This is a genomic window from Reyranella soli, assembly GCF_007992495.1.
GTDB classification, from domain to species: Bacteria; Pseudomonadota; Alphaproteobacteria; order Reyranellales; family Reyranellaceae; genus Reyranella; species Reyranella soli.
This window is the reverse complement of sequence record NZ_BKAJ01000136.1, coordinates 1-24220: the sequence shown is the minus strand read 5'-3', so window position 1 is coordinate 24220 and position 24220 is coordinate 1. Positions and strand designations below refer to the sequence as shown.

Genomic DNA, 24220 nt, shown 5'->3' with positions numbered 1-24220 from the left:
CATCATGCGATTCACAGGTACCAGAGAAGGGCAGATGGCCGTAAGCGCCACCGGGTGGCGGAGACGGCGGGGCGGCTGGCGGTGCCGGCGGGGAACTCAGGATAAATGCCATACTGAGGTCCCTCGGGGCTTCTCGCAGCGTTTCAATCCAGTTCGAGAAGGATCGTTCACTTGCGGCGCGCGATCTTCTTGGCCAAAACCATCCTTCTCGGAGCAAGATCGACATCTGCTCGTTCGACTCAGCATCTGGTATGAGCAGAACAAGGCAGCCAAGAACGTACGCGATAACTCCCTGTTGGGCCAAATGCACCACATGCACATCCATCAGAGACTCTGGTGCACGCACAAAGTGTTGGGTTTGTTCCGCGTCAAGCTTGAGGAGAGGCATCGAACAACCTGAGGTGAATCAATGCTGGCCCTCCAATGCTAACTGCCGAACGGGTCCAACTGGTCGGCGTTTGGAACCGCATTGGGGGTCCTCGTCTCGACGGTTGCGCCACTGGGCACGTGGTTCGTTTGATAACAACCAACACAGCCGCGATGGCCGAGACGCTCCTCGCCTAGGTCGCGCCAGTCGTAGATGTCGAGTGCAAACACGCAAAGCCATGGTGCATGATCATCCATCTGACCCCAGACGCATTCGTAGGTGACGGCACCGGCATTACTGTTGATCCGATCTAGACGTTGCGCGTCCCTATTCATCTTGATTACCTCAACGAAGTACGGGCGCTGCTCACGAATCGCGGATAGCCGAACGTTCCCATCAACAATCTCGCCGTCAGCAAATGGAACCTCAATCGCATGAAGAGCCCTGTCGTCCAGATGCTCCTTGTATAGCGCAGCATGGAATCCCCTGATCCACCGCCACACAGCGCCTTTCACATCAATGTTTGTGACCGCGCCGAATCGTACTCCCAACCTTTCTGGAAGCTCGAAGGTTTGAAAACGAAGGCGTCGGTGTCTTGGGTCTCGTGGACTTCTGCCGATTCGAAGTCCGAGAAGCTGCCCCATCTTCTCATCCACCAATTCATGCGCCTTGTTGCAAGCAAGATGGGTGCGCAAGAGCAGAGGTTGCCTGTGTTGAATGGCGAAAGCGGACTCCGGTGGGACGTGGTCCCGGTTGGTTTCGTCTCCGGAGACGAACGCCTTTCCGCATAGGTAACAAAAGGGCAGTCGAGCAACCGCACGAAAGTCCTTCGGGGTGCTTAGGGCGACCATGCGTAATCGCTGCCCTTAGTCGGCGTAGTAGAGCACATCTAGCATCGCGACGCGTCCGTCCCACAACCGACCTGACGGCCCCGGCGGTCGAGCCATACGCCACCAACTCGTCTGAATGAGGGGTTCCACCACTTCGTTCCAATACCGGTCGATACGCAAAGTCGACGGCGGGAATCCGATGTCGTGTCCGAAGCCCTTACGATTTTCGTCGTTCACGCAGACGAAGTAGTCTGGGCGCTTGAGTGCTGGGAGGCGTGTTATTGACGCCACACGTGGCTGTCGCTCCGCATCTTGAAATGCTCGCTGGAACTCCTCGCAATAGAGATCGAACTGGTCCTTTGTCACTTCGCCTTGGGGAGGAATGTGCTCCAACGCGGTGCTGATATGTGGGTTGTTTGCGTTGATTCGCTTTTGAAGTTCTCCTGCTCCCAGCATCGAACCGAACAGTTTCCAGTCGAGCCGAGCGAGACTCGGCACCACCCCTGCCTGTTCTTCGTCAACCATTCCCGCGATAGCGCGGCGTTCTATCGTATCGAGTTCACTAAAAGCCTTGCCGTCCAGCAGAGTGCGCGTCTGCCTGAGGATGCCTAGGCGGGTCGGTATGGTCCTTGCATTCGGCGCTCCCTGAATCGCTGTCTGATAGCCGGACCAATCCATATTGAGCAGGTCATGCTCAGGTGCCGCATTCCGTCTTTGAGGCACAAGAGGGGGCTTTTGAAGCGTTACCCGAAGCAGCGCGGTCGATTCGTACTGTCGCCGGTACGCCTCCAAGAACTCATCGGTGATTTCACCTTTTGTTTGCCACTTCCGCCACAGGCTATCGACGAACGACATCGCGTGATCAAGAGGTGGATCGCCGGTGTTTCCCTCTATGCAAAGGGCAGCCTCGACATTGTCACCGAAGCCGGCATTCGTGAAGTTGGCGCTTCCTATGATCGCAGCTCGGGCATTTCCGGAGGCAAACCCGAAGACTTTTGGATGAAAGGTGCCGGGACCTGACTGAGGGACGACGCGCGCGCCCCTACACCCCTGAAGTCGCTCCAACAGATTCGGGTCGGTCTGGCAGAAGTGCGTTCCTACAACGATCTGGCAAATTTTCTCGCGATGTGCCAGTAGCCGGTCTGCCATTTCTCCATCGGAGCCCCACGCCACGGCCCAGTAAAATTCGGCATAATTTTCCATCAAGCGAAGCAACTGCGCGCTGATTCCGGAAGTCTTGAGAAACTGGACCTGCATCTCCCCCGCCTCGGAATGGATATCCCCGGCAGCAATCTTAGAGAGAATCCGCGTCGGCGAAACCACCGTATCGGGTCGCGAGCGCATTTGATTGCGGCGCAGAAAAATGGACACCATTCCTCCTGTCGCCTCCGGAAATCGGACCGAACTATCGAAAAATTGCCTGGGGGAGCGGCCTTGCGGCGGTCACCGGCGATACCGGGTCTAGGGTCGGGTTGCGAAGACCAACTCTGAACCTAGGACACCACCGATGACCGATGAGATGATGAACCTGCCTTCGCTCGTGGAGAAGCCCCCGACGCCGACCTGTTGCGCGAGATGATCGCGTTTGCTGCCGAGCGGCTGATGGAGTTGGAGGTCGGCGCCCTGACGGGCGCCGCTCATGGCGAGAAAAGCCCGACCCGTGTGGTGCAACGCAACGGCTACCGCGACCGTGACTGGGGGACGCGGGCCGGCACGGTTGAGCTGCGCATTCCCAAGCTGCGTCGTGGCAGCTATTTCCCGGGCTTTCTCGAGCCCAGGCGGATGGCCGAGAAGGCGCTCACCGCGGTGATCCAGGAGGCCTACATTCAGGGCATCTCGACTCGCTCGGTCGACGATCTGGTCAAGGCGATGGGCATGACCGGCATCTCCAAGAGCCAGGTCAGCCGGCTCTGTGAAGACATCGACCAACGGGTGAAGGCCTTCCTTGATCGGCCGATCGAGGGCGACTGGCCGTACCTTTGGATCGACGCGACCTACCTGAAGGTTCGCCAGGCCGGCCGTATCGTGTCGGTCGCCGTCATCGTCGCCGTCGGGGCCAATAGCGACGGCCGCCGCGAGGTGCTCGGCATGGATATCGGCCCCTCCGAGGCCGAGACCTTCTGGACGGCGTTCCTGCGCAAGCTCACCCGGCGTGGCCTGCGTGGCGTTAAGCTGGTGATCTCCGACGCCCACGAAGGCATCAAGGCGGCGGTCTCCAAGATCCTCACCGCGACCTGGCAGCGCTGCCGCGTCCACTTCATGCGCAACGTCCTGGCTCACGCCGGCCGCAGCCCCTTCGTACAGGAACACACTGACGTTTTCGGTCCGTTCACTCGCCCGCGCTCGGGACGCGAGGTATGATCGGCTGTAGTGCCTCCCGCGCCTCCCCATATCGTCGTCAAGATCAAGACGAGCCAACCAATCGACGTGGACGACTTCGCCGCGATCTATACGGCGCTCGGCAGTCAGTACCGAAAATTTGTTCAGTCTAGATTCCCCGAGGTCGGGGAGGACGCCACCATCTAAGTGAGGCAGGTCACCAAGGGGTCCATTGTCGCAGACCTAGTTCCGTGGGTGCTGGCGACGTGGCACTCAGTCCCGGACGAACTCAAGCGAATCGATATGGTCGTTGAGTTCGTCAAGAAGTACGGCGAAATGCTCGGCATCTACCTGAAGGGGTCCGGCCGTTCTAAGACCGTCAACCGGAGTGCCCTCAATGATTTCGCCAAGCAGATCACGGCTATCGCCAACGACCCGAATGGAAGCGCGGTGATCGAGGCGGCTGCGTTCGAAGACGGCAAGCGGAAGGTCCGCGCAGTTTTCAAGTTCAAGTCCAAGGACGCTCAAAGGGCCGTAGAGAAGATCGAGTCTCACCGCCTCATGTTGGAAAAGCAGTCTGGGGCCGATCACACCCGAGTCCTTATGGTCTTCCATCAGGCAAACATCCGAACAACTCCCGTCGGGAAGCGCACCGGCGAACGAGTCCGGATCGAGGAAATCTCACGCAAAGACCTGCCTCTGATCTATGCGTCGCAAATTGCGGAAGAGAGGATCAAATCAGAGATTCGAGAAGCCGATGACAACCTGTTCCGGAAGGGCTTTTGTGGTGGATGTGAAGCGGAGCCGGTCCTCGCCTGACCTCGCACTTAGTCGTAGTAGGTTCACGCCACTTCGGAAGCTCAACGCCTTCGAAAGTTACCTTGCCGATCTCTCGCGTCATGGCCTCCAGCGACATGCCGCCGTAGGACCCCGGTCAGTTTGTGTCCTGTCCAACGCGAGAAAACACTCACGTCGATTCCGGCGTTGCGGCATCCAGTAATGTGTGTGCCCTAAATGAGTGTGTACAGGTTGGCGACCGTAGCGTTCCATGCACGGGACCGAAGCGAACGCTGCCACGTTGTCCGGCCTGCGACGGCCCGCAATTCCGGCGGAATATCGCGCTTGAACAGCAATCGGCCGTCGCCGTGCGTCGTCACGTACTGCATCTTCACCCACATTGCCGGCCCGCCCATCCGTAGCGTTTTCGTAGCGGCACAAGTGGAAACTGTTTCGCTGTTTCAGCGACTTCAAGGGCTTAGGCGTAAATGGCGTCCCCGAGAGAATTCGAACCTCCGACCTCCGGCTTAGGAAACCGCTGCACAGAAGGGTTCAACTGACCGGCCATTCCGAAGGATGACTGTGTACAGCTCGGTGCTGAGCGAGGAACAGACAACTCAGATCCACCTATGGTCTCGTCTTAGGCGCAGTACTCAGGACTTCGTTCACCAGGGAAACTGGCACCCGAAGAGTGCGCGCAATCGCAGCCGGCGCCGGCATGGTACGAGACCCTGATCAAGCTCACTTTTCCCCCCGGAACATCCCGCGTGGAATCGCAACCGCCTTTTCAGCCTCTCGATGCTCTAATGGGATTGCGGGTTGACCGGCCGAGACCCTCTGTGCCACCTGCCCGGCTCTGGTTGGATGGCGACGCGCGGGTTCGGTCTCGATGCGGCGGGGCAAGCATCGGGAGCCGCACTGCCCGGTACCTTCGTCGCCACGCTGCAACGTGGTCCTATTGCTTTCCGTGGCGGCATTGGAAGCCAACACGGTCACTTGCGTACCGACCAAGTTGAGGGGCGTTCATGACGGTCGGTTATCTCGAAAGTGTGAGGCCTTCAGTTAAGGCTACGCCGTCATCAGAGCCGCGATCGTGGCACGAACACCCCTCGAGATGCGGTAGTACTGATGCGATCCCTGGAAGGTGATCTTGTAATCATTGAAGCCAGTGCAATCGACCATCTGATATCTCTTCGCCGGGAACTGCACGAGATCGCCCATGCCATAGGGGCCGCGCTGTCCGAGGCGGGGGCCACCGTTAACGATCTCGCTTAGGTCGTCGAGCACCTTGTCCGCCCGGCTGTAGAGGACAGAGATGCGCTGTGCGAGACGGTGTAGGTCGTGCAGATGATCCGAGGCGCCATTACCGAAGGCCGTGTGCTTCACGTCCGGGGCTGCAAGGATGACCTCGTCGAACATCGTCGCTTCGCCATTGCCCTGGGCGAACCAAGTCCCGACAGCTCCCTGAAGCGCGAGGTTCCCCATGCTGTGCGCCAGGAGGAACGTGCGTCGGCCGTTCTCCCGGGCCTTCTCCAGCATCGGCAGCAGGTTAGAGAGGAACCTCAGCAGATGCATGCCGGAATTCGTGGCGGCCTCTTGGTCGTGTCGGTACGCATCCCAGGGCAAAGGCAGTGAAACAACCTGGCCACGAGATGGCCAGCTGAAGGCGATCACCGCAGTATCGGTGCCGGATATCCCGTGATTCGCAAACCACTCCCGATTGAAGGCGGCGCGCGCAATGGCGTCGCCGAAAGTATTAGCGAAACCATGAATGAAGACCAAGATGTTGCGACCACCCTTTGAGAGATCCTCGTTCACGGGGTCGTTAAACATCCCATCGCTGAAGTCATGCAGCGATGTAATATTCCCCGGCTTGTCTTCTTCGAAATCGGCGCTGCCGACGAACGCTGTACCGTATATCACCTCGGCCGGGTTGGCGGAGGGCACCATACTGGAGGTGTAGCTGCCCGGCTTGTCCTTCGGGCCGACGATAACCCTGTTCGTCGCAAAATAGACCGTCGAGGCCATCGCACTTCTCCACGAGTTAGGCAATTCGAATTGAGCTCGGGTTAATCTCGGAGACACAGACCGCCACCGGCGCACCGCGTTTCAATGGGATTAGGTTTCCAACGTCATCCGCCGCGTCGGTAAGGTGCTGTAATGGTTTAGGGTGCAACCAATCGATACCGATGCTGCCGGTCGACAGTATGTAAACGCAGCAGCCACGATGCAAATCAAAATGGAGAACTTCTCCTAACTCACTCGACCGGACGTTCTGTTGGACGACCAGCCGAGCTCAGGTCGGTGAAGCCGGTGGACAGCCCCGGATCGAGGCTCGCTCAACCGGGTCGAACAAGAGCCTCAGTATGGAAGGAGGATCATGAGAGAGCGGAAATTGAGAACCGGCCAGCAGCGATCAATGGTCTGATCAACTTTGAATGAAATAGTGAATGTCGAGTGCGCTGGAAAGCTCTTCTTTTGAGTGTTGTTAGTATGGTGTTAAAGATGCCCAACACTTCCGCATCGACGCTCGAAAACGGTCGACAATGCCGCTCGACTGTCGTCGCTCCACGCTGATCTTGCGGCATTCGATGTGCTTTAGTTGCAGGGACAGCTCGTAGCAATGATGATCGGGGCGACCGCAAAAAATCCCGCCGTTGTTGAAGAGGATACTGATAGCCGTTACGCTGCATCAGGCGACCCAGTCGGCGAGCCAACCTCAAGCTGCATCAGCTGCTCGTCGGCTACCGGGAGTTTTGCGCAAGTAAACTTGCGTGAAAGCCATTCTCTTCGAGCGAGCACAGGTCCACAACTCTCCGTCATCGGTCGTGCCCTTGGTAAAGATTTGCTCTCGATCCCACCCTAATCGGGCATTGCCGTTGACCGCCGTTGCTGCCAATCAGGACGTGGTAACGGCGCCCCAATCGATCTGTCCACTCATTAAAGTTCCGGCGGCGTGGATCAGTCCGATGTTATAGAAGCACGGCTGCGTACGCCTCCGCCAAGGGTACGCGCTTTGCTGATTCCCCCGGCTTGTCGTTTGGCCGCTCATACTCAGTGCAAACGATTCTTGCGGCGTCAGCGGGAGTTTTAGCCTGCCTTAGAGGGTCCCCTGCCCTTTTCTTTTCCTTGTGGTCCATTTCAAAAGTGATGAAATCGATCTGCTGGTCAAAACTCGAACCTGCGAACGGGCGCTTGTACTCGGCCTCGAAATCGTTCCGCCGATCCTGATGCCATTGGCAGAGACCGTGGGCATCGCCGCCATCGCCTGTGATGTTATTGTGGTCGAAGCTGCTCTCGGCTTGAATATTCGCGAGGATTCCGCAAGCTTGTTCCTTGGTCCATCCCGCCTTGCGGAGCCTCGTGAACGCCTTCCGTGCCAGCTCCATGGTCCCTTGAACCGTGGCGGGCGCGAGGGCCAGCGCGGCCGGGTCAACGGCAGCAGCAGTGCCGGTGAGGTCAAGCCAGCGTAGCGTCTCGATCTTGTCCTTCGCGATGGGCTTCACATCCACGCTGACCGTGCCTTCGTCGCTGCAAAAATAGACCTTGTAGTCAGTGTCCGTGTCCTTCGGCGTCTCGGCGAGGATGCCGACGCTCGCCTTGCCATCAACGGGCTTGGTGACGACGATGGTGCCTGGACGCTCGGGAGTCTCCGCCGCCGCAGACCAGACCTTCCAGGTATCGGGCAATCCAGCTTTGTTGTTCTCAGGCACACTATGCTTGGCTTCGGCGACGCCACATTCGACGAGGCAAAAGGCGACGAACGCCGCTGAGCGCCGGTCGGCGGGGCCCAACGCCTGCGGGAAAGTCATGAAGGTCCCTGCAAGTGTGGTCGCCTGAATTGCGAGATTGTCGCTAGTCATTACCCGCGCCACGGTGAGCCATGGGGCAAAATCCTCGTCGTTGAAGAAGCGCAAGTTCGGCTCCAGCTGCGCGATATCCGCGCGCGAGGCGACAAAGCCGGCCTTCAAGCCGTCCGTCACCTCCTTGATCACGTCACCGCTCTTGCGGTCCTTGATCTCCGCGCCGTAACTGCCGGCGGGCGGCGCAACGGCGAAAGCTTTTGAGCATGGCTCCGCCGGTTCAAGCTTCAGAAGCGTCAGCGCCTCCTCACCGAGGCGCTCGTAGAAGAAGAGTTCCACCGGGAGCGGCGACCGTTTGTTGTGGTCATCGGCAAACTTCTTCATCGCATTGCCAGTTCGGATCGCCGCCATCGTCACCTGCCATGCCGGATCGAACAGGCCCTCCGGTTGGACACCAGACTCCTTATTGGCCTCGACTGCCGCGAGCCATTCCGTGAGATTGTAGCGAAAAGGTCCGATCCTTTGATCGTTGGCGAATTTGCCGAGCTTGTCCGACAGATAGTAGGCGACCGACACAAGAAAGTTCCGGTCCGCCTTCGTCTTCCGCGCGTGGATTGTTGCTGCCCAGCAGAACAGCGTTCTGCCTACGTCCGTGGTGATAGATGGCAGCGTGGCAGGCCCCCGCATCACGTGGTCCAGTCTGACGACGCCTTTCGGCTCGTCCAGTTTGTCGACCAGCTCGAAGTCTGTCGCTGACAGGGCTCCGCGGAATAGATCGCCAGGCTTGAGCTTGTCGCCAACAGGCACAAGCTCGTCCGTACTTTTGAATACGTCAGTCTGCTGTTTGACGATGAAGATTGTCATGACGGCCATCCCTTCACTGAAACCGCGACGGCGGGCCCTTGTCGAAGAGCGCCGAATCTAGAGCGTCGGCCGGGCCCATGGGTTTGGGCATGGAAGGGTCCCCGCGCCTCTTGACAATTGCCTCCCGCAGAATCTTCACGCACTCCTCATCGGAAGCATCCGGCGAAGGCACGGGCCCGTGTACGGATCGGATGGCTGGCCGGACCGAGACACAGTCCAGCCGATTGCCCATTAGGGCGCGTTCGAACGGTGACTTGAAGCCGCCTGTCGCCAGCGCGCCGCTGGCTGCCAGGTTAGTATAGATCGCTTCCTTTCCATCCATGACATCGCGCCCCACACCGGTTGCCTTGTCGCGGCGCAGCAGACCCGTGTTGTATTCCGAGATAGCCAAACGAGTTTCGCCTGGGGGCGTGGCGCCGGCTGGGCCGAGATCGCCATCCGCTGTGGTGCCCAGGGCGGTCTGCACTCTCCGTGCGTCGGCCTTCGTTCGTATGAACTCCGACTCGGCTGCCGTGACGTTGCCAGGTTTGTCGGGCGTCTTCACATCGGCAGGTTTCGCTGGACCCGCAACAGGCGCTGTTATGAAAATCGTCGGATTCTGCAGGATCGACGCAGAGGGGGCGGCCAGCGCCGCGGCCTTCAGCGCCGTGTCTATGTTCGATACCGACGGCGCGCCCGTCGCCGCATTGTCGATGTTGGCCTCGATGGCGGCGGGCGTGCACTGCGCCAGGTAGCCCTGCACAGCGATCATCATGAGCGGTCGCGAAGTGATCTGCTTCCGATCGATACCCGCGAGGAAGGCCTGCCGGCCGCGCACCGCGACCGCGCGGACAGCGGCCGGGCTGACGGTAAACAACACCGACCCAGCCCCGGCGTCGAAGACGTTTGCGGCCAGCCCAAAAGCGGCGGCAACGATGGCGACCGTGGCCCCGGCCGCACCGGTCAGGCCGAGGAATGCCGCCGTACCGGCGCCGGCCGCTGTCAGGATCTGCCGACCTGCTCGTTGCTCGCGTTCGAAGGTAAAGAGCGCGGCCAGGTAACGGTCGCACTGGATGTCGACCTCCAACAAACCGGCATCGGCGACGTCTTTCCAACGCGCCGGATTGGATTTCAATTCTGGCAGGGAAAGATTAGCTTTCCTGATCAGCGCCGTGACCATCCGCTCCTGTAGATCGTCCTCCGCCAGGAGATTTGACTGCTGCAGTGAGGGCGGCACACCGATCAATTGAGCCGAGCTGCCGCAACCGCCGACGGCGCCCGCGCACAAAAGCGCTGCAATTGTCGCAAATCTCATTGCATCCCCCGATTTCCATTAAGTGTATAGGCGATCGTTAGTACCCGCAACTAAAACGCGATTGTCCTCTCACGGAACAATCACGTGGACTTTATTTTTACCAGCCGCAATCCGTTATTTCTTTATTCTCGCGCGGTGGCTAAAAGCGCGTGTGGCACTTGCCACATTCAACCGGCCCCCTCTCGCCTCACTCTCGCGTGGGAGGCGCGGTATGGCGACCGTGGCCAGGGTTTTTCTTTTGGGGTAACTCGGATGACTGATACGACTGGCCCGACCGATGCAACTGCCACGAATGGCGGCCGAAAAATCGCCTCCGCCCAAAAGAGTTTGCGCCGCTTCTTCAAGTACGCAGTGTTGCTGTTCGTCGTCGCCGGCACCCTGAGAGTGACCTTCGACTGCTACTCGCACTTCATCGCGCGACGATCCATCGATGCCGAGCTGCAGGCAAAGAGTGCCGGGAGCCTCGAAAGCATGGTGGTTTCCCAGAGGCGTGATCGCGAAGCCGTCGTCGCCCTGGTGTTCGAGATGCGTTGCGTCGAGCGCGACATCATTGCGTTGTATCGAATGCTTGATGGCCATCGCGCAACGCTGCGCGACGCCGAGAACGACGTGCGCGCCGCGAAAGCAGGGTTGTCGACCGTCCTGAAGGAGAAGGGCCCGAAGGTTCTGAGGGCGGACGTCGTCCTCAGGCTGACGGCGCAAATTGGAGAGAAGTTGAACGTCGAAGTCACCGAGCAGGATCTAGCCACGCCTGGCAACTTGGCCGACGGGGTGAAGCCCGAAGGAGCCCAACCGCTGCGGGATGAGTGGGCGAATAAGAAGGCGGCCTATGACAAAGCTGCCGACAAGTACAACGCCGCGCTAGCCGCTTATCGGGCGCTCGATGGCAGTAAGGGGGCTCTTGACGCCGCTGCGCGGGACATGAGCGCGCAGAAAAAAATTCTTTCGGACTTCCTGAAAGAGAAAGCCAAAGATGTCCTGCGACCGGAGATCATCGCCAAGCTCACAGGCGGAAACGGGGCGGCGTTCAACGTCGACGATGCTGATCAGAACCTGGCAATGCCGGGCAGTTTGGTTGAGGCTGCGAACTCCCAAGTCGTCGAATCGCTAAGAACTCAGTGGAAGGAGAAGAAGGCGGCTTATGAGGCAGCCGCCAGGGAACATCTGGAACTGCTCAACGGGGACAAACCCTCCAAGCCCCGGTTCGACCAGGTGGGCGGGGGGATCAAGGCGCTGGAAAGGAGCCTCACGAAATTGGACGAGCGGATCGAGGAGGCCAAAAAGCGCATCCAACCGGGCGCCGAGGTGCTCGCGCGATATGACGCCTGGACCAGAGCGCTCGTCCCCCGCCAGAACATCGAGTCGGCGATGGACGATGTGCTGGATGCGAACGACCACGCCCTCGCCGACTCGCAGCAGGCCCTGAAGTGCGACGCGGTCGGCAACTACCGCAAGGCCGTCACCGCCGTTCAGGAAGATGAAAGGAAGTGGCGCGAAACGCCCATTTGGCAAAGCCTGTGGGAGGATCCCTCCAGGTTTTACAATCGGCTGTTGCTGCGCTATTTCGAGCAGGGGCCGGCGGCGCAGACGCTGTTCGTCACCCTGTTGATCGGTGCGTTGGGCGCGCTAACGCTCAACATCCTGCGCCTGTCGACAGTGGGTTGGTGGGATCGCCTTAAGGATCCCGCTTGGGGCGAAATCATCATAGCTCCGTTCCTCGGCGCGCTGGCAGCGTTCGCCATCTACCTGGTGGGTAGTGCCGGCCTTCTGCTAACTAGCGATGTGCGCAATGGGCCCTCGACATTGTCCGCGGCTTTCATCGGCCTGCTCGGCTTCGTGTCGGGGTTGCTGTACGATGAAGCGTTTGGGCGGGTGCGCCGAGTCGGCTCGCAGATCTTCGGCGGCGACAAGCCTGACGATACCGACGGACCAAAGACCGAAGACCTAGAGCTTGCCCGCCTGCTGCAGGATGCGGGCGCCACGCTCGTCGCCTCGCTGGTTGCCAAACGCGGGCTAGGATTACGTCTGCTCGCCGAAAGCGAGTTCACCTTCGTCGTGCCTTCCGATGAGGCGCTGAGCGACACAACGCTGCAGTGGTGGGCCGACATGCTGGACGCCCGGAAGCCGACCTTCGAGACCTGGTTCCGCCATCATCATGCACAGAAGAAACTGCTCGCCAGCGGCGCCAAAGCGACGCCCAACCTGGTAATGGACGACGGCAAATCATTCGCCGTCACGGTCGAGAACCAGACCCTCAAGGTAGGCGAAACCGAAGTCACGAAGCCCGACCTCACATGGGAGAACGGTGTCATCCATGTGACTAAAGCCAAGCTGCCTCCGCAGTAGTCGCGGCCTGGCGATTCGCAGCTAGGTGTGCAGGAGTCCTGTCTCTGCCACAGACCGAAGTTGGAAGAATTGGACCGGCACCGCTCGAGGTGGTGTCCAGAATTGTTCGCACTTTCATCTGCGGCTTTCTATTTAAGCGGGTGACCAGATGCACGGATCAGCCTATCGAGAGGAGGCATCGGTAAGCGCAGCAGCTATGGTGATCTGAACCCGATGGTAGGCCGTACTAGCACCATCGACCATCCGCAGTGGTTCAAAGAGGAGCGCGTTCCTGCGGCGATTGTCTGCCATCCCTATCCTCATGTCACGCTCGAGGACTGCTCCCAGATTCAGGAGCTTGAATCACGCCAAGCTACCACGCGCCACAACCAATTGAGTACAGACCGTAGATCATCGCTTTTCCGGGCGGATGGTGATGTTCAGCCGTAGCGGGAGCGGCTTTCACTTGGCATACGATCGACCAGCCCGCGTCAATCAGGTAGCGCAGCTGCATCAGCTGAAGGCTGCCAGTGTGCGATGACCTTTGTCGAATCGCGGTGCCCGGCAGGCTCAAAACGAGGAGCTCGACATGCCCCTTTCTCTCAGCTAGGGAACACCGACGCTGCCACCTGACTTGTCGAGTAGTGGCCGAAGAGTTGCTATTTAGTCCCGCCGATTGCGACGATGTGCTCGATGCTGATGAACGCGGACGTCTCACCTTCTACCAGGATAACCTCCCTCGTGACTCCCTCCTGAGACTGCATCATTGAGACCTTGCCTACGAAAGCTCGCTGAGCACCCAAAACATGTACTTCAACGACCCTTTTGCCCGCTATCTTTAAGACTTCTTTCACGTCACCATATTTCATCTTTCATACTCCAAGTTGTTAAGGAGCTAAGTTTACGATCAATCGGATACAGGCGATAGGCTGCTGGCCACGGTCTTCAGCAGGCCCTCGTCGCGAAGCTCGATAAGCTCTTTGTCGTCGAGTGTGTCGTTGGTGAGAACGTCGGCAAGGTAAGTTACCCCTTCCCCGCACCTTGCGCGATCGCCTTCACACCGCAAGAACGGACTAGCCTAATGGCGCGAAAGATATCATCCCATCGGTCAGGGCCGCCTTTGAAGGTGTCGCGATCAAGCTCGCCATCGCCGATGTTCAGCCGCTGCGGCTCGTGACGCCTGCCGGAAGAGGTTGAGTCACACAGCGATCCGAAAGTTGGCATTTTTGAACCGCCCGTTGTCACTCGCGATCGGTCGACGCAGCATCCTGGATGGGCGTTTGCGTGTCGAGGCATCGAAGGACTTACGGATTTGGGAGGCGGTCTACGCCTAAGGCCTTATGGAACGCGAATGGGCTAACCTGTATCGCGAATTCAAAATGACGGAGCAGCCCTAGCGTCGGTTAGCACTCCGCAGTGCAGCGCGCTTGTGGAATGATGGATAAAAGAAGCTAGGGATTTGACGGGTCATCACACAAATATTACATTCTGAAATGTCCATTTCAGAATGTAAAAATCCAACGATGACCAAGAAGCCAACTGCCTTTGTGGCCTATCTCCGGGTAAGCACCGTCCGGCAGGGCGAGAGTGGCCTTGGCTTGGAAGCCCAGCGAGCGGCCGTTGAGGCGTTTGCGCGCCAACATGGCGGGGCCATCGTGGCGTCGTACATCGAAGTCGAGACCGGTAAGCGTTCTGATCGCCCCGAACTGGCGAAGGCGCTGTGCGAGGCCCGGAAGGCCAAGGCGACCCTGTTGATTGCGAAGCTAGACCGGCTGGCGCGCAACGTGGCCTTCATCGCAAACCTAATGGACGCCGGCGTTGAGTTCGTGGCCTGCGACCAGCCGTTTGCAAGCCGGCTCACGCTCCACATTCTCGCAGCAGTGGCCGAGGATGAAGCCCGCCGGATCAGCGAGCGCACGAAGGCGGCTCTGCAGGCCGCTAAGGCGCGAGGCCGGAAGCTTGGCAGCCCTGTCGCAGCCAAGACGGTGGCAAAGGCGCGTGCCGCCCGGTCAGCCTATGCCGCGAAGGCGAACGCCACGACCCTTGCGGTCATTCGAGAGGTACAGGGCAGCGGAGTTGGGACGCTAGCGGGGATCGCACGGGTGCTCGCGGCACGGGGCGTTAAGACCCCAGCGGGGCGCAGTGAATGGCAACCCGTGCAGGTATCTAGACTGCTAGCGGCGGCATAGTCTGATGCGCGTTCAACCGAGCGAGGGCGTTCAAAGTAGCTAACTGGCATGCGCCGATCCCACGCCGAGGCGCGAGCCTTCGAATGCCGCGTTGGGGAAGGCGAACGTGTCACCGCCATCATGTCCAACCGAGCCTCCTTCGAGGCTGCTTGTGAGCAACCCCGGCTGGCTTCGAGGCTAACGACAGGAGCTTTGACCAATGGATGACGGCGTCAAGCGCGGGCGTCGAGCGGGAGATAGAAGCGGAAAAGGCGAGGGCGAATACTTCTACGACCCCGGCATCATTGTCTGTTGACGAACTGAAGGCCGAGATAAGGCGCGACATCGATCGGACTTTTCATGAGGGGTTGCCGGAGATCTTTGGGCCTCCGGCTTAGAGGGAAGAACTCCTGGGGGCCCTTAAAGCATTTGTTGGCCAGAGGCATTTCAAAGGCTTGTACTACGCCGACCGCCAATATGAGTGCACCGACGGCTCGACCGCGTCTGACGCCGTCGACAAGGCAGCCGAGCACCAGCTAGTCTCGTGTGTTTGGTTGAGGGTCTTTCTGCGGAGTTGCGGGCGAGCATGAGACGCTTTTGGCAATCGCTTTTAATCGCTTCGCCGCTGATCGTCGCGGTAGCATTTGTCATTTTTGAGCTTCACCGACTCAAGAGCGAATCGCGGATTAGCGAGAGCGATCTTCAGTTGCCGCGAGCAAGAGCATCAGCCAATGACCCAACGCTCAAAAACGCCGTCGCGCAACTCGAAACCACCCTCAATAGAGCGGTGAGCATGTCGAATGCGCAAGAAGCGCAGGTGACTAAACAGGCTACAAATATACAGATCAGGATAGACGAGCTCCAAGATTGGCCCAAAGTGCAGCAACAGAAGCTAGAAATTCGTACTATGTTGCAAAGCCTAGAAGACGTCCGACGCCTCCAAATAGGTCCTGTCGAACTCGCACGCCGACTACGCCCGTTATTGGTACCAGATGAATGGGTTGCTATGTCAGTGGCCCAGCAGGAAGACTTCTTAGAGCCGTTTTTTGACCTCCCTCCAGAAGAACGTGAGGCTTTGTATTACAGGCTGCTGCGCGCGAAGGATCCCACATCACCTCTATTGCTCGATGAGACTGAAGCCAAGCAACAGGTTTTGGTGCTGCAGCAAGTCTTATCCGAAGCCACCCACGACGTGCAGCGTGTTAAGGAAGTGCGTTCCGAAGCAGAACAAGGTTTGGAACAAGTAAGGCTTGCGCAAGCCAAGTTGGAACAGCAGCAGCAACTTGATCGACAAATGATAACAATACTGCTTACGCACATCGATCGCGTGAACAAGGAGACGGAAAGTCGAGTTCGTTGGGAGGTTGTTGCGGCGGCGCTCGTTACAGGATTCTTCAGCTGTGTTGCCGTTGCCCTCACGGTTTGGTCTTCGCGTCAGACGTCAAGAGATCAATTTAGGCGAGACGAATTGGACCACCAGAGAAGACAGGATGACCGACCCGGCCCCCGCAAGAGCGCACTCTTTGATGCCGACGGTGAACCGATTGGGCGATCTCGCTGACTTGTGTGCTGAAAGCGAAGTAGCTGCGTGTGTAGTGAACGCCGCTGTCAGCATGCCCTGTACTGATCGACGATATCGATGGGCGGCCCGTACTTCACCCGCTTGAACGTCTCGAACTGCACATCGAAGTGTTTGAGCAGCGCCGGAGTTTTCCCATAGTTTGCCACATCCACGAGGAAGACCTTTTGGCCATTCGGCAGCGTGTCGAATCCTCCGCCTCCCGTCACGTACGGCCGTTCTGTCTTGATGAGCGTGGCCGTGTGTTGCATCGAGGCGTCGAGCGCCGCTGCACTGGCTTCGCGGTACTCTGTGGCAAGCCGCGCAGTCGACCAAAAGAGAAGCGCGGTAAAACCTGCCAAGGCGAAGGGCGCGAAGGCAACCGGGTCTTCCATGAACCACGCGACCGAGAACGGAGGCGGATGGCTCTTTGGAGAGCCGTGAGCCTCCACCGCCTCTAAGTGGCGGCTGCCCAGATACGCTCCGAAGAACGCGATTCCGATCAGGGCGAAGACAAATGCTGTTTGAAGCAGTCGATATTGCTGGCGACGCCTTAGCATGTGCCTCGGCAGGTGTTCTTTCTCATCCGACAATCGCGGGAGTTGTATAGCCCGTCAACCCGGACTTATCATCGCCTTTCACAGCCGGGGCGCACATGACAAACACCGACGACGATGGTCTCGAAGCGGCTGCCGAAAACATTTGGGGGCACCGCTGAATGACGACCGTGGGAGAAGCACTGGCGAACATCCTTTCGTGGTCCGCCGATAACCCGGCTTGGCAGCGCGACGCACTACGCCGACTTGTGTTGCAGGCGACCTTGGAGCCGACCGACATCGACGATCTAGTGGCTATCTGCAAGGGGGACAGCCCGGCAGTTCCACTGGAGCCTGGGCACTTGAGCGAGCCCAGCCGCGATCAGGGCGAAGTCTACCCCCCCGTTTCAAAGTCGCGCTCACGCGAAAACCGAATGCCACGGTCAGGCAGGTCTTGAGCGAAGGCGAACATCGTTGCGTCGCCCTCGCTGCGTTCATGGCTGAACTCGCCACCACCGACAACAAATCCAGCATTGTCTTTGACAATCCTGTTTCTTCGCTCGACCACATGCATCGGGAGGCCGTCGCGAAACGGCTCGTTGCCGAGGCCGCCCACCGTCAGGTGATCGTGTTCACCCATGAACTTGCGTTTCTGTTCGAGTTGAACCGCGCGGCGGATAGCGCCCAGTCCAGGCCGCAACTTGCGATCAGTTCCGTTGCCCGGGGCACCGACAAGGCTGGCTTTGCCCGCAGTGAGCCGCCATTCAAGGCGCGTCGGGTTAGGGACATCGCTGCGAGCTTGACCAATCAGCTTGCAAACGAACGCTATCATTTCGAGCAGGGTAACGAGGATGAATGGCGTAAGACCGTCAAGTCCATCAGCGGAACACTCCGCGACACGTGGGAAATTGCGGTTGAGGAGGTCGTGGGGCACGTCATCCGCCGTCTGTCCAACGAAGTGAAAACGCGAGACTTGGTCAAACTGACTGCGATCACCGTTGCAGATTGCAGGGCTATGCGGGACGGTTTCGGCCGTTGCTCCCAGTTGCTGCACAGCGCCGCTGCCGTGTTGAATCGTCCGCCGCCAAGGCCGGAGGCGCTGGTGGCCGAGATTGATGCTCTTTCGGCATGGGCAGACGATCTCCGCCAGCGGCAATCCGCTGTAACATTACCCTGATCGCTATTCAGTTCGACGAGGTGCACCCGCTGTCTATCGAGTCATGCGTGCCACCTCGTTGAGCGCGGTGCCGAGCGCGCCGATCGACACGCGCAGCTGGCTGACTAAGGTGACGGTCGGGAAGAATCCCGAGCATGCTGCCGCACCTGATGCCGCCCGACGAAGAGCAGCCGGGCCCGGCGCTGACGATTACAGCAGCGGCGGCAGGGTCGAGCCGTGACGATGATGGCTGTTGCCGAAGACCGGCGCGTAATGCCGTTCAGCGGTGTCGTGCTAGAAGCGACCCTGTGCCCGTCGTTGCCTGTTAGTCAGGTATCGCTCGAAATCGAAATCCGCAAGCGATCGGTCCGCAGCGGCCGCTTTCGCCTTCTTGGGCAGGTATCGCTCCCAACCTTTCAGCGGTTGGTCCGCAGCGGCCGCTCGCCGTTGCCGCCGCGAATCAGCGGCTGCTTGCGCTTGCCGCCGCGAATCAGCGGCCGCTTGCCGCGACAAATAGTCGGCCACAACACGCTCAACTTTCTTCGTGTAGAGCCCTTCGGCAGGCCGCCCTTCATTGTGAACACGCAAGAACCAAGTTTTCCGCACCGACACTAGATACGGCTTGCCGTTCGGGCGACAGGGAGTGAGTAGCCACAGAAGAGGCTCCTTAAAACGCCACGTGTCGCCCGGTTCACTGTCCCCAAAATCGAAATACACTGGTACACCGCTGACCAACCAGTCCCGCAGAAGCGCGCACTTGTTCGGCAAGATAGGAAATATCGGCGGCGAATCGCTGATGCGACCGTCAATGGACGCAAAGAACTGCGCCCTGTCTTGCGCACGCCTTCGCCCGTCAACGACCCAGACCAGATTTGGATAGAAGTCTTCCCGTGACCGACGCTCGTCTGGCGTCAAGGGTGAGTGCTGAAACTCAATATAGCCAAGCTCGGTCTTCACGTCAGCGACGTGTCTCTCACCATCGGCCGCCTTGTGGTGTACCTCCTGCCAGCTTTCGGGGAATTCGTTCTTCCAACCCCGATGCCATGGTGTTTCAGGTTCTCCCCAATGGTCGCCGCAGTTGCGGGCTCCCTTGTGCGCCCAATGCCAAACATTGTGCTCCCCGCACCTTGCGAACACTACAGCGCCACAATCGGGGTCAGGGCATTTGGCCACGAGGTCCGGCTGGGCTTCCCGACGTTCTGCTCCAACGAAAGCGAATTTCATCTGAGTTCCTTTTCAATAGCCACAAATCCGCGCCCTGGCGCAGTGGCGGCAGAGTCGAGCCGTGGCCGTAGCCGACCGTCTTCAGCTCTTCGACGGTGATCGGCTTGGGCTCATGAGCTGAGGCGCGTGAGCTGCGGCTTGATCCATTTAGGCGGCCGAGGTTTCGTCGCAGGCGACGGCGAAGGCGGCACCGTCTGCGACGCCTGAGCACCCGCAGGTCCACGTCCTTATAGGCCGCGCTGAGGCTCTGGGGTGCGGCCCGTTCGCTGGGGGCAGTTATTGGGGCAACTCTCCAAAGTGAAATTTTGGACGAACGTGTTATCAGTAGCTTAGCAGCGTTTTGTGCTTCCCACTCTCTTCTGCACATCCACCGAAAGCCATTGCTCTCGCCGTTATCGACCTGCGACCTCGTCTGCGCCAGTCCATCAAGAAGCAGCAATGCCCTGTTCTGGCTCCTTATTAGGGAGGCCTGGCGGGCCTTCGCGGTGCATCGACACGAAAGAGGACAAGTTCTCGATAAGCCAATCGAGTTGTCCAATGCTCAATGAACGAAGAACATCAGGTTGTCCGACTGCATCCAACTGTGGAGCGGTCCAATTGGCCAATGGCGTATGCCACGGCAACGCGTTTCCATTCTTAGACTCTATTTGCGCAATGCGGAGTTCAAGAGAGCGCACGGCCGGCCTCCAAAGCCGCAATTCGTTTCTCGAGTTCCGTCGTCTCGATTGCCCGACGCTGAGCATCCAGCAAAGCAGCAATTGGGGTAGCTTCATCAGGAGATAGATTGCCCTGCGCAATGGCTTCTATGAGGGCGGCCAAAGCTGCTGGAAGGTCTGTTGCACTCTTCACCGCCGGCAGCTCGAAATTGACTAGTCGACTCTTCCGGGCGGGAAGGATACGTTCCATGCAAAGCCGCAGCGCCATGACGTCGCCAGCTAACGCTGAATCAATGGCTTTCCTCGTCAGTGCATTGGCTTCACCTTCAAGCAAGGCTTCTGCTGCTCGGGTGGCATGATTGCGTGCCCCCTTAGGTTTTCCACGGGGATTGCCACTGCGGCCGGGTTGCCAACAACCCTTAGCCTGTTCTCGCCCTACATTTTCAGGCGGCGCGGGGCTCAAAGCACTCTCCTCAAGCGTGGTGTCAATTTGGAATAGTATAAGGGTAACATTCACAGTTCCACTTAATCTGCGGCTTTTGCCCTTCTTTGAAGAACAGGTTTCCGCCACCGTTCGCCATGCCCCTCGCGGATACTTTAGGCGCAACCTGAGCGGCTCCTGGCACAGGGTGGCACAAGTAGAACTCTACCCTGTTCCCTATATTCGTTCAGAAGGGGAATTAGTAGGGGCGAAAGTACCCATCCCCGTGCCACCGCCTATGCATGTGGGGCGCCCGCTTGGCGCGCGCTGCCGTCCGTGAAAGAGGGCTCAGAGAAAAGCCCTTAGTGATGCGCACTCGTTATCGTGCCGCAATCTACCCGCTAGATTCGCGCGGCCCTCCATCGCCCGCCGTCATCACAACGCAATCATGAGCCCGCCTACCACACTACGACCAAGCTCAGACCGTGGCTCAAGAATCAAACCTAAGGCACCGCAGTGCCTCAATCCCAATGACGCCAAAATTCCTCTGGCACGTCCTGGTCGATCGGAGCAGCAGCGTCGTCTGGCCCCGCCCGGCTTGCCCCCCGCCACGAATTCAAACACACCCCGGTGTAATAGCGTTCGCGCGTTCCATCGCTTCGATGCTGGGTAGTTTGTATCCCGGGTTGTGCGGCACGGAGATCGCGCCCGAACGCCGCTTCATTGCCCGGACGCTCACGCCCGTTTTCTGAGCACCACAAGCACCATTCGGCGAAGAGCGCTTTGGTCCTGACCTCAAGTCCGGCACCAAGTGTGCAGCAATCCTTGAGGAATGCCTTTATCGGACTTGCAAGCGCCTCGAGAAGCCCCGCGCTTGCCGTAGCGCCCTTCGGTTGGACAAAAAAGCCACGCTTCTTCAAGCGCTTCCACCCGACAATGGCCCAATTAAGTATGGCTGGCATTTCTTTCTGCAGCTTGTCGTAAAGTGCGAGGTCCTCGCGGCCGATGAAGCTTTCGTTGAATTGTAGAGTGATAAACCGTGAGGCGATCGCACCGCTGGTGTCCGCGAGCTCTGGCACCTCATTGGTCAGGAAAACGAACCGGCCCGGCAGTCGCCCTGTCCACGCGGGCTTGTATTTGCGGTCAATAGTTAGGTCGTCCCCGCCGGAGATCGCAAGTAGCCTTTCGACTATTTCGTGCGATTTCCCGCTCAGCCGCGCGTCAGGAACGACGACCAGCTTCTTGTTGATAAGCGGTGCGAGACCAAAGTTTCTCGAAAGGCTCGCCAGGGTCAACCCGACGTGCCCCCCCTTTTCCGACAAGGTTTGTCAGTATGCGCCCAATAGTTCCCTTGCCCGACCTCGGCGGCCCGACGAGTAGAAACATTTTTTGATGCTGCTGCTCGCCACTAAGGATGTAGCCAAACATCTCCTGCAACGTCTCGATCGACTCTTGATCGCTTCCCCATAAGTCTTCGAGAAAGTTCAGAAAAACGGAGGGTGGCTCCGCTGCAGGGTCGTAGGCAAAGTCGACTGACGACGTGTTAAAATAGTCAGCGGAATGTGGCAACAGCGCTTCGTCCGAGAGCCGCAGCAGCCCGTTTGCGCACGCGACAAGCGGCTCGCTCGCGCATGCATCGGATACCCATACTGGCGGCACGAGGCGCGACCGGAGATGGACGTGAGACTGCAATGCGTGTAGCACTTTTTCGACATCTGCCCGTTCGGGGTTGAACGGCTCGACACACTGCCTCCGATCCCGCTTAGCGTTCTCTAGAAAGGCGTAGATCTCCGCCTCGATGTCGCTGTCGTGGCTTTCCTCGTAGTGCGTGCCCCGCCACTCGTAGAAGCTGCCGAGGTAATGCCGGAGCTGAATTGCACCAGGCCGAGTAGCGAATAGCTGCGCGATCTCGAGGGGCGCGCGGGGATTCAGAATGACTTCTTTCCGCTTTGCTGCCTCCTTGGCATAGATGCCCTTGGCCTGGCGTTCCAGGTCTTCGAAACTAACCTGCCAGTCGCCACCTCGCTTTTGCCTCATGTCGGCTGGGGTACTTTCGAACGCCAAGCGGAGCCGTGCCAAAGCTTCATCCAATGGCATGCGCACGCGAGCCCATAGACCAAGAAGGTAGAGCGTCGGCCTGTGGTAGTGCGTTCCCGCTGATATATCCGCAAGCGCCGACGCCTCGTTGTATTCCGTCTCTTCCACTGCGCCAAGAGGTAGCGACCCGACCGCCCTGACCAACTTTGCGGCGACCTCCCCAAGATCGACTTCGTTGTTCGTTTCGCTGATTATGGTGGCCATCCTTGGGTTGGCCGGGTTCTTCGTGTGTAACGAGCCAGGCCATCTGAACGGATGCACTAGCGGCACAGCGGTTGCATCGCCACCCACAAGCCGCGCTGCATTACGCCTAGCGTCTTTCAAAATCTTATGCGCCGTTGGGTCTCGCGTAGGAGAGAGAAGCACCCAATGCAAATGCAATTTGTCCTCGGTTGTGCCTGTCTCTGGGTCTTGCCATACCCCACCGGTCGCTACGACGATCGTGGCGGGGCCAAGCAATGCTTCCAGTATCCCGCGAGCTGCTTTCGGGCGCTGATCGGCGTCTACGGTCAGCACTAGGCCTTGGGCGGCGTCTGCCTCTCGCGCCTGCTTCGCATTTGTCAGCGTACAAAGTGGCGGTGCAAAAACGCGGCCACCTGCGAGTTTCGCCATCTCATCTGCCAGCCTCGTCGCCTCGGCAATAAGGTTCGAAATACTGTTCTCGCCATTGAGCCCAATTGCGATGATTTTTGCGGGTGGGGCGCCTTTCACTTGCTGGAAGGCCCGCAGCGAGACGAAGGTTCCAGGAGCGGCGTGTTTGAAGATCCTGCGAACGAAGCGCGCAATCTGCTCGCGGTCGGCCATTAAGGGCGCGGCCACGCCTACGCCCCGTTCTTTCTGCGCTGAGGTCTGCTTAAGTTGGCGCTAAGTTGGAGACGCGGCAGTGACGCGATGTGGAGCCCAATGCTTTCAACAGTGATGACGGTTCTGCTGCCTTGTTTTCGCGCGTCGAGCTTGCCTTCCCGGATCAACTCATACATCTTGGTGTGCCCTACACCGATGTTCTTGCTGGCCTCCTTTATGGGTAGTACCGCGCTCATGGTTACACCTTGCGATTTCATGACTTCTGCCTCCGTGCGTATTCAGGCGAAGCCACGCTACAGCGGGCGGTGGAAACCTCTATGGCCCGTTCAGGTGCTTTTTTTAGGGCCGAATGGACCACTTTCTCGTGTGCGAAGCGCTGCACGTATCCCGTCCTGGTAGACCCAGCACATCGGCCCGTTGCTGGACGAGCATGTTGCGGCCGCGCATGAACCCGACCGCCCAAACGTCGGCGATGATGCGCCCGGCAGATCGGGAGGGAGGCGCTGGTCCGCTCTGCCAGTACCGCCGATAGTTCGCATCAAGACCCTCAAGGGGCTCACGCTACGAGTACATCTGCAAAGAGCCAGAACGATTCACCCTCAACCCGCTCCAGCAAATGCCGGGACTAAACATCTAGGGCACGTTCTACGTTTTCTTGAGGACCGAATGGACCGGTCCTCAGGGCAAACTTTAATGGCCCGACTGGTCTTCTACCTCTTCGATTCCAAAGCCGGCCGTTTTTCGTTCCAACTAGAGCCGCGCGAACACGATCGAGAGAAACTTCCTTCTTGGTTGCAAGCACACACGAAGCAAGAGTGGCGACCCTGCCGTAATGTGGCTTGCCATAGTTTCTTTTAACTGCGTCCGCTAGCCATCCTATTGCTGCCGTTTCGGCAGCACCGCTGACACGAGTTTTGCGGGTCGCGGCAATGAAAAGTTTGGCATCTTTCGTGAAGCACCGACAATTCGCAATCTTCCACCCGAGCAGATTTAGAGCATGTTCAACCTTGTCGAGATCACC

Annotated in this window: 18 protein-coding genes and 1 pseudogene; 7 read left to right on the top strand and 12 right to left on the bottom strand. The window is 58.8% G+C overall.

Going from position 1 to position 24220, the window contains the following annotated elements; translation table 11 throughout:
• Positions 1 to 426 precede the first annotated feature (426 nt).
• On the bottom strand, positions 427 to 1062 hold the full coding sequence (locus tag RSO01_RS33985) for a hypothetical protein (protein WP_170303559.1): 636 nt from the start codon (positions 1060 to 1062) through the stop codon (positions 427 to 429).
• Positions 1063 to 1233: 171 nt separating this feature from the next.
• Positions 1234 to 2568 carry a phospholipase D family protein gene (locus tag RSO01_RS33980; protein ID WP_147155033.1) on the bottom strand — a complete coding sequence of 445 codons (1335 nt, stop codon included), beginning with the start codon at positions 2566 to 2568 and terminating at the stop codon, positions 1234 to 1236.
• Between the two features lie 136 nt (positions 2569 to 2704).
• Between RSO01_RS33980 and RSO01_RS33975 the strand changes: the two are divergent.
• Positions 2705 to 3489, top strand: a pseudogene (locus RSO01_RS33975) (IS256 family transposase); the annotation flags it as partial.
• A 234-nt stretch (positions 3490 to 3723) separates the two neighbouring features.
• Complete coding sequence (locus RSO01_RS33970; protein WP_147155032.1) at positions 3724 to 4335, top strand: hypothetical protein; 612 nt, start codon at positions 3724 to 3726, stop codon at positions 4333 to 4335.
• 1026 nt (positions 4336 to 5361) lie between these two features.
• On the opposite strand, the gene RSO01_RS33960 is transcribed toward RSO01_RS33970, so the two are convergent.
• The 3 genes from RSO01_RS33960 to RSO01_RS33950 form a co-directional block, all read right to left on the bottom strand.
• Entirely contained in the window at positions 5362 to 6321 is a 960-nt protein-coding gene (locus tag RSO01_RS33960; RefSeq protein WP_147155031.1) for an alpha/beta fold hydrolase, read from the bottom strand.
• Positions 6322 to 7265: 944 nt separating this feature from the next.
• Positions 7266 to 8960: a phage tail tip lysozyme gene (locus RSO01_RS33955; protein ID WP_147155030.1), complete on the bottom strand. Its 1695-nt coding sequence runs from the start codon at positions 8958 to 8960 to the stop codon at positions 7266 to 7268.
• A gap of 13 nt (positions 8961 to 8973) precedes the next feature.
• Positions 8974 to 10254, bottom strand: a complete 1281-nt coding sequence (locus RSO01_RS33950) for a hypothetical protein (protein ID WP_147155029.1) — start codon at positions 10252 to 10254, stop codon at positions 8974 to 8976.
• Between the two features lie 252 nt (positions 10255 to 10506).
• On the opposite strand from RSO01_RS33950, the gene RSO01_RS33945 reads away from it, so the two are divergent.
• The 3 genes from RSO01_RS33945 (at position 10507) to RSO01_RS33935 (ending at position 16308) form a co-directional block, all read left to right on the top strand.
• A complete protein-coding gene (locus tag RSO01_RS33945) occupies positions 10507 to 12600 on the top strand; it encodes a fasciclin domain-containing protein (protein ID WP_147155028.1) in 2094 nt (697 codons plus the stop codon).
• A 1502-nt stretch (positions 12601 to 14102) separates the two neighbouring features.
• Positions 14103 to 14768: a recombinase family protein gene (locus RSO01_RS33940; RefSeq protein WP_147155027.1), complete on the top strand. Its 666-nt coding sequence runs from the start codon at positions 14103 to 14105 to the stop codon at positions 14766 to 14768.
• 565 nt (positions 14769 to 15333) lie between these two features.
• The gene (locus RSO01_RS33935; protein ID WP_147155026.1) at positions 15334 to 16308 is read left to right on the top strand and encodes a hypothetical protein; all 975 of its coding nucleotides are present in this window, start codon (positions 15334 to 15336) and stop codon (positions 16306 to 16308) included.
• Positions 16309 to 16355: 47 nt separating this feature from the next.
• Here the strand turns inward: RSO01_RS33935 and RSO01_RS33930 are convergent, their stop codons facing one another.
• On the bottom strand, positions 16356 to 16898 hold the full coding sequence (locus tag RSO01_RS33930; protein WP_170303558.1) for a hypothetical protein: 543 nt from the start codon (positions 16896 to 16898) through the stop codon (positions 16356 to 16358).
• A gap of 184 nt (positions 16899 to 17082) precedes the next feature.
• Between RSO01_RS33930 and RSO01_RS33925 the strand changes: the two genes are divergently transcribed.
• A complete protein-coding gene (locus tag RSO01_RS33925; RefSeq protein ID WP_281291565.1) occupies positions 17083 to 18018 on the top strand; it encodes an AAA family ATPase in 936 nt (311 codons plus the stop codon).
• Positions 18019 to 18061: 43 nt separating this feature from the next.
• A complete protein-coding gene (locus RSO01_RS47750; RefSeq protein WP_170303557.1) occupies positions 18062 to 18238 on the top strand; it encodes a hypothetical protein in 177 nt (58 codons plus the stop codon).
• A 53-nt stretch (positions 18239 to 18291) separates the two neighbouring features.
• Here the strand turns inward: RSO01_RS47750 and RSO01_RS33920 are convergent, their stop codons facing one another.
• The 6 genes from RSO01_RS33920 to RSO01_RS48535 form a co-directional block, all read right to left on the bottom strand.
• Complete coding sequence (locus RSO01_RS33920; RefSeq protein ID WP_147155024.1) at positions 18292 to 19221, bottom strand: competence protein CoiA; 930 nt, start codon at positions 19219 to 19221, stop codon at positions 18292 to 18294.
• A 663-nt stretch (positions 19222 to 19884) separates the two neighbouring features.
• Positions 19885 to 20394, bottom strand: coding sequence for a DUF5681 domain-containing protein (locus tag RSO01_RS33915; protein ID WP_246158999.1), 510 nt, complete (start codon positions 20392 to 20394; stop codon positions 19885 to 19887).
• Positions 20395 to 20819: 425 nt separating this feature from the next.
• Positions 20820 to 21593: a DUF5906 domain-containing protein gene (locus tag RSO01_RS33910; RefSeq protein WP_147155022.1), complete on the bottom strand. Its 774-nt coding sequence runs from the start codon at positions 21591 to 21593 to the stop codon at positions 20820 to 20822.
• The gene (locus RSO01_RS33905) at positions 21520 to 23199 is read right to left on the bottom strand and encodes a DNA primase family protein (RefSeq protein ID WP_147155021.1); all 1680 of its coding nucleotides are present in this window, start codon (positions 23197 to 23199) and stop codon (positions 21520 to 21522) included. Before RSO01_RS33905 ends, RSO01_RS33910 begins: the two co-directional genes overlap by 74 nt.
• Before the next feature lie 17 nt (positions 23200 to 23216).
• Positions 23217 to 23456 (bottom strand): helix-turn-helix domain-containing protein, encoded by a 240-nt coding sequence (locus RSO01_RS48340; RefSeq protein WP_174825974.1) that lies wholly within the window; start codon positions 23454 to 23456, stop codon positions 23217 to 23219.
• A gap of 368 nt (positions 23457 to 23824) precedes the next feature.
• A partial coding sequence (locus RSO01_RS48535; RefSeq protein ID WP_218037543.1) for a hypothetical protein occupies positions 23825 to 24220 on the bottom strand: 396 nt, incomplete at its 5' end.